The sequence below is a fragment of the Sphingomonas canadensis genome (assembly GCF_026013525.1).
Classification (GTDB): domain Bacteria; phylum Pseudomonadota; class Alphaproteobacteria; order Sphingomonadales; family Sphingomonadaceae; genus Sphingomonas; species Sphingomonas canadensis.
Window position 1 is genome coordinate 63,869 of record NZ_JAPDRA010000011.1, and the last position, 14,423, is coordinate 78,291.

The 14,423-nt window shown below is 69.5% G+C and carries 16 protein-coding genes and 1 pseudogene; 5 read left to right on the forward strand and 12 right to left on the reverse strand.

Annotated elements, in window-relative coordinates; translation table 11 throughout:
- Positions 1-156: 156 nt before the first annotated feature.
- Positions 157-1,086 (reverse strand): annotated as a pseudogene (locus OM513_RS17970) (pseudouridine synthase); the annotation flags it as partial.
- On the opposite strand from OM513_RS17970, the gene OM513_RS17975 reads away from it, so the two are divergent.
- Positions 1,017-1,448, forward strand: coding sequence for a response regulator (locus OM513_RS17975; protein ID WP_264946129.1), 432 nt, complete (start codon positions 1,017-1,019; stop codon positions 1,446-1,448). The pseudogene OM513_RS17970 and the gene OM513_RS17975 sit on opposite strands and share 70 nt — an antisense overlap.
- A gap of 34 nt (positions 1,449-1,482) precedes the next feature.
- Here OM513_RS17975 and OM513_RS17980 read toward each other — a convergent pair whose 3' ends face one another.
- On the reverse strand, positions 1,483-2,616 hold the full coding sequence (locus OM513_RS17980; protein WP_264946131.1) for an aromatic ring-hydroxylating oxygenase subunit alpha: 1,134 nt from the start codon (positions 2,614-2,616) through the stop codon (positions 1,483-1,485).
- 474 nt (positions 2,617-3,090) lie between these two features.
- On the opposite strand from OM513_RS17980, the gene OM513_RS17985 reads away from it, so the two are divergent.
- From OM513_RS17985 to OM513_RS17995, 3 genes are read left to right on the forward strand one after another with little or no spacing between them, the layout of a single operon-like run.
- Complete coding sequence (locus tag OM513_RS17985) at positions 3,091-4,806, forward strand: AmpG family muropeptide MFS transporter (RefSeq protein ID WP_264946234.1); 1,716 nt, start codon at positions 3,091-3,093, stop codon at positions 4,804-4,806.
- The gene (locus OM513_RS17990; RefSeq protein ID WP_264946135.1) at positions 4,803-5,561 is read left to right on the forward strand and encodes a tetratricopeptide repeat protein; all 759 of its coding nucleotides are present in this window, start codon (positions 4,803-4,805) and stop codon (positions 5,559-5,561) included. The genes OM513_RS17985 and OM513_RS17990 overlap by 4 nt, the downstream gene beginning before the upstream one ends.
- A gap of 3 nt (positions 5,562-5,564) precedes the next feature.
- Positions 5,565-6,059 carry a DUF2939 domain-containing protein gene (locus OM513_RS17995; RefSeq protein WP_264946136.1) on the forward strand — a complete coding sequence of 165 codons (495 nt, stop codon included), beginning with the start codon at positions 5,565-5,567 and terminating at the stop codon, positions 6,057-6,059.
- Here OM513_RS17995 and OM513_RS18000 read toward each other — a convergent pair.
- The 7 genes from OM513_RS18000 to OM513_RS18030 all read right to left on the reverse strand — a co-directional run bounded on the left by OM513_RS18000 (position 6,046) and on the right by OM513_RS18030 (position 12,060).
- Complete coding sequence (locus OM513_RS18000; RefSeq protein ID WP_264946137.1) at positions 6,046-6,483, reverse strand: DUF6628 family protein; 438 nt, start codon at positions 6,481-6,483, stop codon at positions 6,046-6,048. The two genes, OM513_RS17995 and OM513_RS18000, sit on opposite strands and share 14 nt — an antisense overlap.
- Positions 6,484-6,669: 186 nt before the next feature.
- Positions 6,670-7,995, reverse strand: coding sequence for a bifunctional folylpolyglutamate synthase/dihydrofolate synthase (locus OM513_RS18005; RefSeq protein WP_264946138.1), 1,326 nt, complete (start codon positions 7,993-7,995; stop codon positions 6,670-6,672).
- Positions 7,996-8,110: 115 nt separating this feature from the next.
- Positions 8,111-8,965, reverse strand: coding sequence for an acetyl-CoA carboxylase, carboxyltransferase subunit beta (accD, locus tag OM513_RS18010; RefSeq protein ID WP_264946139.1), 855 nt, complete (start codon positions 8,963-8,965; stop codon positions 8,111-8,113).
- Between the two features lie 12 nt (positions 8,966-8,977).
- The gene (gene trpA, locus OM513_RS18015; RefSeq protein ID WP_264946140.1) at positions 8,978-9,796 is read right to left on the reverse strand and encodes a tryptophan synthase subunit alpha; all 819 of its coding nucleotides are present in this window, start codon (positions 9,794-9,796) and stop codon (positions 8,978-8,980) included.
- Positions 9,789-10,088, reverse strand: a complete 300-nt coding sequence (locus OM513_RS18020) for a hypothetical protein (protein ID WP_264946141.1) — start codon at positions 10,086-10,088, stop codon at positions 9,789-9,791. Before OM513_RS18020 ends, trpA begins: the two co-directional genes overlap by 8 nt.
- Complete coding sequence (trpB, locus tag OM513_RS18025) at positions 10,085-11,329, reverse strand: tryptophan synthase subunit beta (protein ID WP_264946142.1); 1,245 nt, start codon at positions 11,327-11,329, stop codon at positions 10,085-10,087. Before trpB ends, OM513_RS18020 begins: the two co-directional genes overlap by 4 nt.
- 95 nt (positions 11,330-11,424) lie before the next feature.
- On the reverse strand, positions 11,425-12,060 hold the full coding sequence (locus OM513_RS18030) for a phosphoribosylanthranilate isomerase (RefSeq protein ID WP_264946143.1): 636 nt from the start codon (positions 12,058-12,060) through the stop codon (positions 11,425-11,427).
- 88 nt (positions 12,061-12,148) lie between these two features.
- On the opposite strand from OM513_RS18030, the gene OM513_RS18035 reads away from it, so the two are divergent.
- Positions 12,149-12,823 carry an energy transducer TonB gene (locus tag OM513_RS18035; protein ID WP_264946144.1) on the forward strand — a complete coding sequence of 225 codons (675 nt, stop codon included), beginning with the start codon at positions 12,149-12,151 and terminating at the stop codon, positions 12,821-12,823.
- Positions 12,824-12,833: 10 nt separating this feature from the next.
- Here OM513_RS18035 and OM513_RS18040 read toward each other — a convergent pair whose 3' ends face one another.
- The 3 genes from OM513_RS18040 to OM513_RS18050 all read right to left on the reverse strand — a co-directional run bounded on the left by OM513_RS18040 (position 12,834) and on the right by OM513_RS18050 (position 14,369).
- Positions 12,834-13,250 (reverse strand): GNAT family N-acetyltransferase, encoded by a 417-nt coding sequence (locus OM513_RS18040; protein ID WP_264946146.1) that lies wholly within the window; start codon positions 13,248-13,250, stop codon positions 12,834-12,836.
- A gap of 92 nt (positions 13,251-13,342) precedes the next feature.
- Entirely contained in the window at positions 13,343-14,017 is a 675-nt protein-coding gene (pyrF, locus tag OM513_RS18045) for an orotidine-5'-phosphate decarboxylase (protein WP_264946147.1), read from the reverse strand.
- Positions 14,018-14,027: 10 nt separating this feature from the next.
- Complete coding sequence (locus OM513_RS18050) at positions 14,028-14,369, reverse strand: lipopolysaccharide assembly protein LapA domain-containing protein (protein WP_264946149.1); 342 nt, start codon at positions 14,367-14,369, stop codon at positions 14,028-14,030.
- Positions 14,370-14,423: the final 54 nt, after the last annotated feature.

Here is a 14,423-nt window from a genome sequence, read left to right on the forward strand (position 1 = left end):
GGCGGCGCGCTTGGTGTTCACCGGCCGGGGCTTGGCGCCGGGGCGCGGCGGGCGGGCGGGGCGCTTGCCGGCGGGCGGGGCCGCGGCGGGCTCCTCTTCGGGCTCCGGCTTGCGCCAGGGGGCGACCGCCACCAGCGGCTCGTTGGCGCGCGGCGCCTTGCGGAAGCCGACCAGCTCGTGCTGACGCACCTCGCCGATCTCTCCGGCAGGCAGGTCGGCGAGGACGAAGGGGCCGTAGCGGATACGGATCAGGCGGCTGACCTGGAGCCCCAGATGCTCCAGCACGCGACGCACCTCGCGGTTCTTGCCTTCCTTCAGCGTCAGCTCGATCCAGGCGTTGGCGCCGGTGCGGCGCTCCAGGTTGGCGTCGATCGGGCCATAGCGCACGCCGTCGATCTCCACGCCCTCCATCAGCTCCTCAAGCTGCGCCTGGCTGATCGGGCCATAGGTGCGGGCGCGATAGGTGCGCTCCACGCCCGTGGCGGGCAGCTCGAGCTGTCGCTTCAGCTCGCCATCGGTGGTGAGGAGCAACAGCCCCTCCGTATTCAGATCGAGGCGGCCGACGGGAACGACGCGCGGCAGGCCGGGCGGCAACCGGTCGTAGATCGTCGTGCGGCCCTTGGGATCGCGTTCCGTGACCAGCAGCCCGGTGGGCTTGTGGAACAGGAACAGCCGCGCGGGCGGCGGCGCGCCGACGGGCTTGCCGTCCACGGTCACGCCCTTGAGCGATTCGAGGAGGGTTGCGGGCGTCTCCACCGGCTTGCCGTCGATCGCCACCCGCCCTTCGGCGATCATGCGCTCGATCTCACGGCGCGACGCGATTCCGGCACGGGCCAGCAGCTTTGCGATGCGCTGGCCGGGGCGTTGCAGGGTCTTGTTCATCTGCGCGCTATAGCGACTGTGCTCCACACTCCAAAAAAATTGCGGCCGGCGGATAGCAAAGGCCGATTCGAACGTTTGGAGTAACGGGCCGGGGATTGCCGGACGGCCCGTAGAGAGCTTGCGGGGTGGAGGCGATGATCTTCGTGCGGAGGAAACGGCGGATCGAACGGGTCCTGATCGTCGAGGACGAGCCGCTTTCCGCATTCGATACCGAGCATCTGCTGCGCGATTCGGGCTATTCGATCGCGGGCACCGTCGATTCGGTGGCGGGCGCGCTCGCGCTGCTTTCCACCGATCCGGGGATCGACCTGGTCCTAGCCGATATCGGGCTGGCCGACGGCAGCGGGATCGAGGTGGCGCATGCCGCCCGGCTGCGCGGCATCCAGGTGCTGTTCGTCACCGCCCATTGCCCGGAGGAGGCACGCCCGCTGGCCGCCGGATGCCTGACAAAGCCCTATCCCCAGCGCGCGCTGATCGCCGCCGTCGCCGCGATCGACGCGGTGATGGACGGCGATCCCCCGCGCCGCCTGCCGAGCGGGCTCAGGCTGTTCCACGAAGCCGCCTGAGGTCCGGAGGCCGGGGCACCGCGCCGGAGCCGCCTCAGGCCCGCAGCGCATCCTCCACCGCGTCGTGGAAATGGCGGATGCCCTGTTCAAGCGTGCCGAGCGTGACGCGGTCCACCGCGCCCGATGCCAGCCCCTGCTGGCCCAGCTCCGCCGCGCGGAAATCCTCGCTGGCGAACACGCCTTCGTCGAGCAGCTTCCAGCTCCGCTCCCAATGGTCGCGCGCCTTGCCGGTGGCGGGCGGATCGGGGATCAGCATGAAATCCTCGATCAGCACGCGGCCCTCCGACTGGGGCATCAGCACCATCAGGTTGATATAGTCCGGGCTGACGATCAGCACCGTGCCCGGGAACATCTGATAGGTATAGGTGATCGCCCCGCGCAGCTCCGCCCAGTCGCGTGAGGATAGCGCCGCCAGCGCAGCCTCGCGCCCCACCGCCGACCGCTGATGCGGGCCGATCGCGTCGGCGCTGGTCACGCCGTCCTTGAAGAACGGCCCGATGGTGGCGGCATGGAGCCGGGCGACGTGATAGCTTTCCAGGAAAGCGTCCATGATCAGCTTCCAGTTCGCCGCAACGTCATGGGTGCGGCGGCGGAACAGGTGCTGGCCGGCCAGATCGAACGCCTCGAAATCCTGGGCCAGCGCGCGGGCCTGGGCGAAGTCGGCGCCCTCGTCGAACGCGAACCAGATCAGCCCGCCGGCTTCGCACGCCGGCAGGCGGACCAGGCCGAAATCCTGCTTGTCGAGCCCCGGGAAGGTCTCCGGCCGGGGAATCCCCGCGAGCCGCCCGTCGGGCGCATAGCTCCAGGCATGATAGGGGCAGACGAGCCGCGGCGCCTTCACCGCCGCGCAACCCTCCACCAGCCGCGTGCCGCGATGGCGGCAGACGTTGAGGAAGACGTGCGCCTGCCCGTCCTTGTCGCGCGTCACCAGCAATGGCTTGCCGAAGCCGTCGTGCGGCACGGCCATGTTGGGCTCTGGCAGCAGCGCCGATGGGGCGATGACCAGCGGCACGCGGGCGAATATCCGCTGCTGCTCCAGCGCGTGACGATCCGGGCTGGTATAGGCGGCCGCATCGACATGGGTGACCGTGCCGCCTCCGGCCGATCCGCCCCGCGCCAGCGCGGCGGCGAGCGCCAGTTGTCCTTCGGTGGGCGTGCGCGCGTTCATGCTGTCCTCTCCGGCATCTACGCTGGTCTTCGCCGTTGTTTCCGCTAGTTTCAGCGCGAAATCGCTGGGGGAGCAAGCGGAATGCAGGCGGCGGGGAATCGGGCGGGCTTTTACTGGGCGGCACAAGCGGCGCTGACGATCGCGCTCGCCGCCACCACGCTGCCCTGGCTCGGCGCCGCGATGCCCGGGGGAACGCCGGTCAGCGGCAACGCCGTGGCGCTGGTGCTGGGGCTTCAGGTCACGGCGGCGGGAGCCATCGGACCTTCGGTGACGCTGGCGTTCGGCCTGGTGATCGCGCTGCTCACGCTGGGCGCCAGTTTCCTGTGGCGCGCGCGGGGCGGCAGCAGCCTGATGGTGGGCGGTAGCCTGGTCGCGCTGGCGCTGTTGGCGATCGGCATGGCCTATGCCGTGCTCGCGCCGCCCAAGCCGCTGATCGGCGTTGCGGCCGCGCCGGGGATTGGCTTCTGGGTCTCGATGATCGCGCTGGCGGCCGCGTTCGTGCTGGCGCACCGGGCCGCCCCGGCGGACTGGCGGGCCGAGCTGCCGGAGGGGGTGCGCCCCTATTTCCAGCGCGCGCCGCTCGCCGCGCTGGCGCTGGGCGTCTCTTCGGGTTTCCCCTTTGCGATGATCGGCGCGACGCTCACCTCGCGGCTGGCGCAGGAGGGGATCACCAAATCGGCGGTCACCGCCTTCGCGCTGACCTTCCTGGCCTATAACCTCAAATGGGCCTGGGCGCCGATCGTCGACAAGCTGCGCATCCCGCTGCTCGGCGGGCTGGGTGCGCGGCGATCCTGGCTGATCGTCACCGGCGCGGCGGTTGCGGCGGCGGTGGTGCTGCTCGGCAGCCTGGATCCCAAGGCCTCGCTGTCGGCGGTGGTGGTCGCGGCGATCCTGGTGGGGCTGGCGGGTGCCACCTTCGATATCGTGATCGACGCCTATCGCATCGAGCTGCTCGACCCCAGCCAGCTCGGCGTCGGCTCCGGCATGTCGCAATATGGCTGGCGGATCGGTTCGGCATCGGCAGGCGCGCTGGCGCTGGTGGTGGCGGAGCAGTTCGGCTGGCACGCGGCCTATGCCGCCTGCGCCATCTTCGCGCTGCCCGCGGTGCTGACCGGGCTGATCGTGGGCGAGCCCGAACACAAGGTGCATCGCGAATGGCCGGAGCGGATGCGCCAGCGGCCCTATCTGATCTTCATCCTGGCCTTCACCCCGCTGTACCTGGCGGGAAGCTGGATCGACGGCCGGCTGGGCGTGGAGGTTCTCGGCAACATGGTGCTGGTGGGATATCTGTTCCCGATATTCGATCTTTCCGCCCGGCGCGCGCGCGATGCGGGGCTTTCCAGCCATGTCACCTGGGCGATGCTGTTGCCCGTGACGGGCGTGGTGGTGGCGCTGTGGCGCGGATGGGGATCGATCGAGGCGATGATCCTGCTGGGCGCGGGCGCGGCGGCGATGCTGGTGCTGGCGACGCTCCCGTCAAAGGGCAGTGCCGCGGCCGACAAGGGCAAGGTCGGCCCGCTCGTGGAGTTCTTCCAGCGCGAGGGCGCCTGGGTGATCTTCCTGTTCATCCTGGTCCACAAGCTGGGCGACACGCTGGCCAACCTGACGCTGCGGCTGTTGTTCAACGACCTGGGCTACACCAACAGCGAGATCGCCTTCTATGACGTGATCGTCGGCTTCGCGGCGCTGATCGCGGGCATCTTCGTCGGCGGGTTGATGTATGCCCAGCTCGGGCTCAAACGATCGGTGCTGATCAGCCTGGTCCTGATGGCGGTCTCCAACTTCTCCTTCGCCGCGCTCGCGGCGGCGGGGCAGAGCAACCTGGGCATGGCCGCCGCGATGGGATTCGAGAATTTTGCCAGCGGCATCGGCGGCGTCTGCGTGGTCGCGTTCCTCTCCGCACTGGCCGATCTGCGGTTCACCGCGACCCAGTTCGCGCTGTTCTCGGCCGGCGCCAGCATCCTGGGACGCTTCCTCAGCGGGACGCTGGCGGGCGGGCTGATCGAGCGGATCGGCTATGTGCCCTTCTATCTGCTCACCACCGCGATCGCGGTGCCGGGCGTGCTGCTGTTCTGGTGGATGATGCGCACCGGGCTGGTCGATCGCTCGATCGGCGGGGCGGGCGAGCCGGCACCGCCCGTCGAGCCGCGCGACTGGAAGACGCCCAAGGCGCCGAAGACCCCGCAATGATGCTCTACATCGGCATCATCGCGCTGCAGGTGGCGTGCGTGGTGCATCTGGTGAAGACGGGCCGGGCGCCGCTGTGGCTGACGGCGATCATCTTCCTGCCGCTGGTGGGCACGATCGCCTATTTCATCGTCGAGATCCTGCCCGGCATGGGGCTGAACCGCCACGCCCGCGTCGCGCGCGAGAAGGTGGAGGCGGCGCTCGATCCGGAACGCGAGCTGCGCGCGGCGCGCGATGCGCTGGACCTGGCCGATACCGCGGCCAACCACCAGCGCGTGGGCGACGCGCTGGCCGCGCTGGGCCGGGACGCCGAGGCGATCCCGCTCTATCAGGCCGCGATCCGCAAGACGGCGGGCGACATCGATCCGGTGATGCAGGTGAAGCTGGCGCGCTCGCTCCACCTGACGGGCGCGAGCGTCGAGGCGCTGGCGCTGCTCCAAGCGATCCCACCTGCCGCCGGGCAGAGCGAGCGCGATCGCCGCGACCTGCTGCGCGCCCAGGCGCTGGAGCATCTGGGACGCAAGGAGGAGGCGCTGGAGCTCTATCGCGACATATCGGCCCGGATGCCGGGCGAGGAGGCGCGCTGCCGCTATGCCGCGCTGCTGCTCGATCAGGGATGGGAAGGAAAGGCGCGCAAGGTGCTGGAAGAGGTGGAGAACCGCGCGAAGCGGCTGGACCGTGCGCAGCGGGCGGCCGATGCCGACATGTACCGCTGGGCGTCCGACACGCTCACCCGGCTGCGCGGGCAGGGGGCCTAACCGGTGCGGCGCGGGATCGTCGCCGGCTTGCTTGCCGTCGCGCTGGCGGCAGGCTGGTATTTCGGATCGCCCTGGTGGACGCTGTGGCGGATGAAGACCGCCGCCGAGGCGCATGACGCGCGGGCGCTGTCGGCGCATATCGACTTTCCGGCGGTACGGGAGAGCCTGAAGGTGCAGCTTCGCGATCGCGCGGGGCGGCTGCGCGTCGGCGGCGACCCTTCGCTGGGCAAGGTGGTGGGGCCGCTGGCGGGAGCGCTGGCAGGGGGACTCGCGGAAGCGGCGGTCCGGCCCGAAGCGCTGGGGGCGATGTTCCTGGCGGCGCCCGTCGCCCAGCCCTTGTTCGGCCGGATCCGGGCGAAGGAGATGCGGGCGAGCTATGAAGGGCTCGACCGGTTCCGCCTTGTCGCAACCGACGGATCGGGCGCTGCGATCGAGTTCCGCCGCGAATGGCTGTGGTGGAAACTGGCCGCGATCACGCTTCCGTCTAAGCCCCGGTAAGGTCGAGCGGCAGCCCCTGATCGGCGAAGGCGCGCGCTACCGCACCGGCCGTGAACGCGAGCGACGCGCAATCGCGAACCCCGCACAGATCCCGCAGCAGCAGATGCGCCGCCTCCGGATTGCTCCCGGCGCGGGCGAGGACGGCCAACAGCGTCTCTTCCGCCCGTGTCATGCGCGGGCAGCACCAGGGCGCGATCGGGATCGGCCGTTGCGAGACGGTGGCCATTTCCGTCATCAGCGCGCGCAACAGCACCAGCGGGCGGCGGAAATTCTTGCCGAACGCGACGACGAAGGCGTGCGCGGCGCAGGCATCATGGATGCCGTGCATCCCCATCTGCCGCATCGCGAAGAGCATCAGGCGCGCGCCCGGGTCCTCCGGCTGCATGGCGGGGAGGGCGGCGGCGAGCGTTGCGGTGGACTGCATGCGGGGACTCCGGAAGCTGTTGGAGCCGAGTGTCGCGTGAGTGCTATTGATAGTCAATCGCAATAATATCGCATTTACAGCACGTGCGTTACGGCGGTGCGGACGCGCGACGGCGGCCCCCAGGCGGCGAAGTTCGCCGGAGCTGGCATGGGCGGCAGTGGGTGAGGCGAGTCCCGGGAGGCCGGATCAGTCCGGCAGCTCGTCGTTGGCTTCGAGGACGCGGCCGGCGAGATAGAGCGAGCCGAGAATCAACACGATCGGGGGCTCGCCGTGGCGGGTGCTGGCCGCGATCTCGCGGAGCGCCTCCGCCACGCCCGCCGATGGGGAGGCATGCGGAATGGCCAGCGCCTGCGCGACTTCCGCCAGCACCGTGGGGGCATGGTGTTCATGCCCGGGAACCGGCACCGCATGGAGGCTGGCGGCGAGCGGGGCGAGGGGGGTGAGCAGGCCCTGCGCATCCTTGTTCGAGAGCATGCCGAGCACCAGATGCACGCGCCGCCCGCCGGCGGCACGGGCCAGCGCGGTCGCCACCGCCTCCGCCGCCGCCTCGTTATGTCCGCCGTCCAGCCACAGCTCGGCGCCGTCGGGCAGCAGCGCGTGGAGCGGGCCGGGGCGCATCCGCTGCATCCGCGCGGGCCAGCGGGCGTTCCATGCGCCGGCCAGCGCGGCTTCGGGGATGGGAAGGCTGCGGTTGTGGCGCATCAGCGCGATCGCCAGCGCCAGATTGCCCGCCTGGTGCGGCCCGGGCAGCGCCGGGAGGGGCGTGCCCAGCGATCCGCGGGCGTCGCGATAGATCAGCATGCCGCCCTCGATCCGGTAGTCCCAGGCATCGTCGAGCGTGGCCAGCACGGCGCCGCGCTCCGCCGCCACCTCGGCCACGCGCGCGGCGATGGACGGGGGATAGCGCATCGTCACCAGCGGCACGCCCGGCTTGGCGATGCCCGCCTTCTCGCCCGCGATCTCCTCGGCGGTGTTGCCCAGGAAGAACTGATGATCGATGCCGAGCTGGATGATGCCCGTCACCGCGGGATCGGCGATCACATTGGTGGCGTCCAGCCGCCCGCCCAGTCCGACCTCCACGATCGCGCAATCGGCCGGCGTGCGCGCGAACGCAAGGAAGGCTGCGGCTGTCGTCACCTCAAAGAAGCTCGCGCCGATATCGCCGCCGGCATCCAGCACCTCGGCCAGCAGTTCCGCCAGCAGCGCATCGGCGATCAGCGAGCCGGCCAGCCGGATACGCTCGTTGAAGCGGACCAGATGCGGGCTGGTGTAGACATGCGCCTTCAGCCCCGCCGCCTCCACGCCTGCACGCAGATAGGCGCAGACCGATCCCTTGCCGTTCGTCCCCGCGACGTGGAACACCGGCGGCAGCCGCAGATGCGGATTGCCAACGCGATCGAGCAGGCGCGTGATCCGCTCCAGCCCCAGGATATCGGCACCGGGGGAGAGCAGGTTCAGCCGGTCGAGCTGCTGCTGGACGGCGGGGTTAGCGGAGATGGCGAAATCGGGCATCGCAGGTCCAATTTCCCCTCCCGCTTGCGAGGAGGGGTAAGGGGAGGGGCATTTCGGGACGAGCCGGTTTGAGGCCGGCCCTCCCCCGGCCCCTCCCGCGAGCGGGAGGGGAGGATTATGCCGCCTGCTTCCCTTCGCAGAGCAGGCCGATGAGCTGGCCGAGCGAGTCGCGCAGTTCCTTGCGGCTCACCACCATGTCCACCAGGCCGTGATCGCGATAATATTCGCTGGTCTGGAAATCGTCGGGCAGCTTCTCGCGGATCGTGTTCTCGATCACGCGGCGGCCGGTGAAGGCCAGCGTCGCGCGCGGCTCGGCGATCTGGACGTCGCCCAGCATCGCATAGGCGGCCATCACGCCGCCCGAGGTGGGATCGGTCAGCACGACGATATAGGGCAGGCCTGCGTCGTGGAGCATCTCGATCGCCACGGTGGTGCGCGGCATCTGCATCAGGCTCAGGATGCCCTCCTGCATGCGCGCGCCGCCCGATGCGGTGAAGACGATGTAGGGCGCGCGCGCCGCGATCGCGGCCTCCACGCCCGCGATGAACGCCTCGCCCACCGCCTGGCCCATCGATCCGCCCATGAAGGCGAAGTCCTGCACGCCGATCACCGCGGCGCGGCCGTGGATGCGGCCCTTTGCGTTGATGAAGGCGTCTTGCTCGCCCGTCTGGGTGCGGGCGGCCTTGAGCCGGTCCGTGTAGCGCTTGGAGTCGCGGAACCGGAGCGGATCGTCGGTCACGCGCGGGCTCGCGAGCACGGTATAGCTGCCCGCATCGAACAGATGTTCGAACCGCGCGGCCGGCCCGATGCGTTCGTGATAGTCGCAATGCGGGCAGACGCTGAGGTTTTCCTCCAGCTCCTTGGTGAACACCATCGTCCCGCAGCCGCGGCACTTGTGCCACAGATTGTCGGGCGTCTCGCGCTTGGTGACATAGTTGAGCGCGTTGCGGACGCGGGTGAGCCAGCTCATGCCCAGGTTTCCTTATGCATGGACGCCCTTTCGTGCAGCCGCCAGCGCGGCCGAGAGCGACTGGATATAGGTGCGGACCTGCGCCGGCGCATCGGCGCCGTGCCTGGCCACCAGATCGACGATCGCGGAGCCCACCACCACGCCATCGGCGACCCGGCCGACCGCCGCCGCCTGATCGGGCGAGCGGATGCCGAAGCCGACCGCGACGGGCAGATCCGTGGCGGCCTTCAGCCGGGCCACCGCATCCTCGATCGATGCCTGCGCCGCCTGTTGCAGCCCGGTGATGCCTGCGACCGAGACATAGTAGAGGAAGCCGCTGGCGCCATCGAGCACCGCGGGCAGGCGTGCCGCGTCGGTGGTGGGGGTGGCGAGGCGGATCAGGTGAACGCCGCGCTCGCGCAGCGCCGGGCCGAGCTGATCGTCCTCCTCGGGCGGAAGATCGACGCAGATCACGCCCGAAACGCCCGTGCTGGCGGCTTGGTTCGCGAACCATTCGGCGCCGCGGCGGAGCATCGGATTGGCATAGCCCATCAGCACCAGCGGCACATGCGGGTAGCGCTCGCAGAACCAGCGGGCGATTTGAAAGATCGCGGCGGTGGTGGTGCCGTTGGCCAGGCTGCGCAGGTTCGCCGCCTGGATCGCGGGGCCGTCCGCCATCGGATCGGTGAAGGGCATGCCCAGCTCGACCACGTCCGCGCCGCCCTCGACCAGCGCCGAGAGAACGTCGAGCGTGGCCGCGATCGACGGATCGCCCGCGGTGACGAAGGTGACGAGCGCCGCGCGCCCTTCCGAGCGCGCACGGGCGAAGGCGAGGGCGATGCGGTCAGTCATCGCTGCGTGCCCGGTAACCGTCGGTGCGCTCACCATATCCGCCCTGCATGCTGCGCTGGTACATATCCCAGCCGATGATGATCACGAAAAGAGCAGCCAGCAGAATCAGCTTTGCGGGGACTTTCGGAGCCCCGTGGGCAATCCAATAGTCAGAGGCGCTGGCAAAGCTTCCGGTAGACCAGAGCTCCCCAATGAAATCCTCGGGTTGCATACCAAGGATAACCGGCAAGGCGATGATCCATAGCAGATATTTCCGGAAGGAGCCTTGGACGTCCTGGAAAAAACCGTTCATATCGCCACCCCCAGCGCGTCGGCCACGGTGAAGATGTCCTTGTCGCCGCGGCCGGAGACGTTGACGACGATGATGCGATCCTCGTCCATTTCCAGCGCCTTGGTCTCCAATGCCGCCAGCGCGTGCGCGCTTTCGAGCGCGGGGATGATCCCTTCGAGCTTGCAGCAGAGCTGGAAGGCGTCGAGCGCCTCGGCGTCGGTGACGGGCAGATACTGGACGCGGCCGATGTCGTGCAGCCAGCTATGCTCCGGCCCGATGCCGGGATAGTCGAGGCCCGCGGAGATCGAGTGCGCCTCGGTGATCTGGCCGTCCTCGTCCTGGAGCAGATAGGTGCGGTTGCCGTGGAGGATGCCGGGCAGGCCGCCGTTCAGGCTGGCGGCATGCTGGCCGGTTTCGACGCCATGGCCCGCGGCCTCCACGCCGGTCATCGCCACCTCGGGATCGTCGAGGAAGGGATGGAACAACCCGATCGCGTTCGATCCGCCGCCCACCGCGGCGATCAGCAGATCGGGCAGCCGCCCCTCGCGCTCCAGTATCTGCTCGCGCGCCTCGTTGCCGATCACGCTCTGGAAATCGCGCACCAGCTCCGGATAGGGGTGCGGCCCCGCCACCGTGCCGATGATGTAGAAGGTGTTGTGGACGGTGGCGACCCAGTCGCGAAGCGCCTCGTTCATCGCGTCCTTCAGCGTCTGCGCGCCGCTGGTCACGGGATGCACCTCTGCGCCGAGCAGCTTCATGCGGAAGACGTTGGGCTTCTGCCGCTCCACGTCCTTGGCGCCCATGAAGATGGTGCAGGGCAGGCCGAAGCGCGCCGCAACGGTTGCGGTGGCCACGCCATGCTGGCCCGCGCCCGTCTCCGCGATGATCCGCGTCTTGCCCATGCGGCGGGCGAGCAGGATCTGGCCGATGCAGTTGTTGATCTTGTGCGCGCCGGTGTGATTCAGCTCCTCGCGCTTGAAATAGATCTTAGGGCCTTTGCCGGCGGGCGCCTTGGCACGGTAATGCTCGGTCAGCCGCTCGGCATAGTAGAGCGGGCTCGGGCGGCCGACGAAATCGCGCATCAGCTCGTCGAACTCGGCCTTGAAGGCGGGGTCCTGCTTCGCCGCGCGATATTCGCGTTCCAGGTCCAGGATCAGCGGCATCAGCGTTTCGGAGACGAAGCGGCCTCCGAACTGGCCGAAATGCCCGCGATCGTCGGGCTGGGCGCGCAGGGAATTGGGCAGGGTGGTGGTGTCGTTCATGCTACCGTCTCGTCATGGATGGGCCGTCGCGCCGGGAAAGCCGGCAAGCGATCAACGCCATCGAATCCCGGTGCGGGCGGCAGGGGCGGTGCGCGTCAACATTGCGAAACCGCTTTGCAGAAGGCCGCGATCTTGTCCACATCCTTGACGCCGGGCGCGGTCTCCACCCCGGACGATACGTCCACCAGCCGCACTCCGGTGATCCGGACAGCCTCGGCCACGTTGCCCGCGTCTAGCCCGCCGGAGAGCGCCCAGGGCAGCGGATGCGCGAAACCCTCCAGCAGCCGCCAGTCGAAGCGCAGCCCCATGCCGCCGGGCAGCGCCGCGCCCTCCGGCGTCTTGGCGTCATAGAGGATGCGGTCGGCCGCCTCGATATGCCCGGCGGCTGCCAGGTCGGCGCGCTTCTGCACCGGTATCGCGGCCCAGACCGGCAGGCCGAAGCGCGCGCGCAGATCGGCGCGGCGCGCGGCGCAGGTCTTGTGGAGCTGGAGCACGTCGAGCCGCCCTGCCGCCACGGCCGCTTCGACCAGCGCATTATCCGGATCGACGAACACGCCCACCCGGCCGACATGACCGGGCACCCGCGCCGCCAGCCCTGCCGCACGATCGAAGCCCAGGTTGCGCGGGGAGGGTGCGAAGAAGACGAAGCCGACATGGCTCGCGCCTCCGCGCACCGCCGCGTCCAGCGTCTCGGGCGTCGAAAGGCCGCAAATCTTGGCGGTGACGGACATGGCGACCCTAGTTGTCCAAATGCGGTGGCGTTACAAGCCGACGGGGCCGCAAGAAATTCTGCGTGCGCATCAACTCGAAGGGGGCAACATGCGAGTGGGCATCAGGGCGGCGATCGCATTCGCGGGTCTTTCATCGTTCGGCGCGCTGGCCGCACCCGCGTCCGCGCAAACACCCAAGGGAGACATCGCGACCTGGATCACCACCGCGGATTATCCGGCCGAGGCGATATCCGCGAAGATGCAGGGAGCGCTGCGCGTCACCTTCACCATCACCCCGCAGGGCGGCATCGCGGACTGCCGGGCGCTTTATTCCAGCGCGCCCCCGGCGCTGGTGCGGTGGAGCTGCATTCTGCTGTCCGAGCGCGCGGAATATGATCCGGCGCGCACCGCCGCAGGCGCGGCAATCGCCAGCACGGGAGAGCTGACGATCGAATGGAACCTTGCCCCGGCACCGAATGTGGTGGTGCGCATACCCTTCGGCGGCGCGCAACCGCTCACCGACCTCATGGGATGGCTCACCCCGGGGGATTATGGGCTGGTGACCGGGGAACGCGGCGACGCGACGGTCGAGATGCTGATCGAGATCGGGACCGACGGCAGGATCAGCGCCTGCAAGGGGCTGGAGGCAGGCGTGGAGACCGAGACGGGCCGGCAGAGCTGCGCGCTGCTGGCGACGCGCGCGTCGTTCCGCCAACCGGTCGATGCCAGCGGCGCTCCGATCGCCACGCGGGGCAGGATGGTGATGATCTGGCGCCACCCATAGCGGGCGGGCGTCAGCCGAGCGGCTTTACCAGCACCGTCATCGCAAAGGGCTCCAGCGCCGGATCGGGGAAGGGACGAACCTCGCCCGTGGGCTCGAAGCCGTGGCGGATATACCAGGCGATCAGCTCGGTGCGGCGGTCGATCACCGTCATCTCGATGCGCGTGGCGCCGAAGCCGGTGCGCGCGCAATCCTCCGCGGCGGCGATCAGGCGCCTGCCCAGGCCCGCGCCCTGCAACCCCGGCTCGACGCACAACAGGCCCAGATAGGCGAGCCCGCCGCCACGATCCTGGACGTTGACGCAGCCGAGCGGCGTTTCTCCCTCCCATGCGGCGAGCAGGCGCGAGGCGGGATCGGCGACCAGCGCCGCCAACGTGGCGATATCGGTGCGTTCGCCGGAGACGAGATCTGCCTCATGCGTCCATCCCATTCGTGCGCTGTCTCCGCGATAGGCGCGTTCGATGACGGGATGGAGGAGGGGCAGGTCCTCCGTCGTGGCAGCGCGGATGGCTGACGAGAGTATCAGAGCGTCGCCTCGATCTCGCGCGCCGCCAGATCGGGGTCCTGGGCCTGGGTGATCGGGCGGCCGACGACCAGGATCGAGGCGCCGTGATCGAGCGCCTGGCGGGGCGTGACGACGCGCTTCTGGTCGCCATGGTGCCCGTCGGCGGGGCGCACGCCGGGGACGACGAAGAAGCCGTCCTTCCAGATCGCATGCGCGGCCTTCACCTCCTCGCCCGAACATACGATGCCGTCCACGCCCGCGCTCTTGGCCAGTTCGGTCAGGCGCATCACCTGTTCGTGCGGATCGGGCCTCAGGCCGATCGATGCCATGTCGTCGCCGTCCAGGCTGGTCAGCATCGTCACAGCCACCACCTTGGTGCCGGTGGGTGCTGCGGCCTTGGCATCCTCCAGCATCGCGCGGCCGCCGGCGGCATGGACGGTCAGGATCGCGGGCTCCAGCGGGCGCAGCGCCTGCACCGCCTTGGCGACGGTGTTGGGGATGTCGTGGAACTTCAGGTCCAGGAAGATCGGCAGCCCGATGTCGGCCATCTCGTGAACGCCGTGGCGGCCGTTGGCCATGAAGAACTCCAGCCCCAGCTTGATCCCCCCGACATGCGCGCGGACGCGGGTGGCGATCGCCTTGGCGCGCTCAAGATCGGGGGTGTCGAGGGCAACGAAGATCGGGGAACGCATCTGGGATACCTCAAGGGGCGGGAGACAGGCCGGCCGGGGCGGGAAGCGCCTCCGGTGCCGGAACGGGAACAGGCGTGGGGGCAGGAGCGGCGGCGTGGATCGCGCGCAGATCCTCCAGCGCGCGCTGGAGCCCGGCGATCCGCTGCCGCAGCCGCCAGCGCATCGCGTGATAGGCCAGCAGCATCGGCAGGAACCCCGCCAGGAACAGCAGGATCAGCAGCATCGGCAGGCTGAAGTCCGCGATCAGCCCGCCCCACAGCAGCACGCTCACCCGCTGCTCCCCATTGTAGAGGACGAACGCGGTCACGACGCCGCCGAGCAGCAGCCAGAACAGCACCTTCAGGAACCGCATGTGCCCAATCCCGCCTTTCGCGGCGCGTTCTAGGACGGCGGGCGGCGATTGGCC

Excerpts from the sequence above, each read along its gene's own strand:
- OM513_RS17975 (WP_264946129.1), top strand. The coding sequence starts at position 1,017 with ATGATCTTCGTGCGGAGGAAACGGCGGATCGAACGGGTCCTGATCGTC.
- OM513_RS17980 (WP_264946131.1), bottom strand. The coding sequence starts at position 2,616 with ATGAACGCGCGCACGCCCACCGAAGGACAACTGGCGCTCGCCGCCGCG.
- OM513_RS17985 (WP_264946234.1), top strand. The coding sequence starts at position 3,091 with ATGATCGCGCTGGCGGCCGCGTTCGTGCTGGCGCACCGGGCCGCCCCG.
- OM513_RS17990 (WP_264946135.1), top strand. The coding sequence starts at position 4,803 with ATGATGCTCTACATCGGCATCATCGCGCTGCAGGTGGCGTGCGTGGTG.
- OM513_RS18000 (WP_264946137.1), bottom strand. The coding sequence starts at position 6,483 with ATGCAGTCCACCGCAACGCTCGCCGCCGCCCTCCCCGCCATGCAGCCG.
- OM513_RS18005 (WP_264946138.1), bottom strand. The coding sequence starts at position 7,995 with ATGCCCGATTTCGCCATCTCCGCTAACCCCGCCGTCCAGCAGCAGCTC.
- accD (WP_264946139.1), bottom strand. The coding sequence starts at position 8,965 with ATGAGCTGGCTCACCCGCGTCCGCAACGCGCTCAACTATGTCACCAAG.
- trpA (WP_264946140.1), bottom strand. The coding sequence starts at position 9,796 with ATGACTGACCGCATCGCCCTCGCCTTCGCCCGTGCGCGCTCGGAAGGG.
- OM513_RS18020 (WP_264946141.1), bottom strand. The coding sequence starts at position 10,088 with ATGAACGGTTTTTTCCAGGACGTCCAAGGCTCCTTCCGGAAATATCTG.
- trpB (WP_264946142.1), bottom strand. The coding sequence starts at position 11,329 with ATGAACGACACCACCACCCTGCCCAATTCCCTGCGCGCCCAGCCCGAC.
- OM513_RS18030 (WP_264946143.1), bottom strand. The coding sequence starts at position 12,060 with ATGTCCGTCACCGCCAAGATTTGCGGCCTTTCGACGCCCGAGACGCTG.
- OM513_RS18035 (WP_264946144.1), top strand. The coding sequence starts at position 12,149 with ATGCGAGTGGGCATCAGGGCGGCGATCGCATTCGCGGGTCTTTCATCG.
- OM513_RS18040 (WP_264946146.1), bottom strand. The coding sequence starts at position 13,250 with ATGGGATGGACGCATGAGGCAGATCTCGTCTCCGGCGAACGCACCGAT.
- pyrF (WP_264946147.1), bottom strand. The coding sequence starts at position 14,017 with ATGCGTTCCCCGATCTTCGTTGCCCTCGACACCCCCGATCTTGAGCGC.
- OM513_RS18050 (WP_264946149.1), bottom strand. The coding sequence starts at position 14,369 with ATGCGGTTCCTGAAGGTGCTGTTCTGGCTGCTGCTCGGCGGCGTCGTG.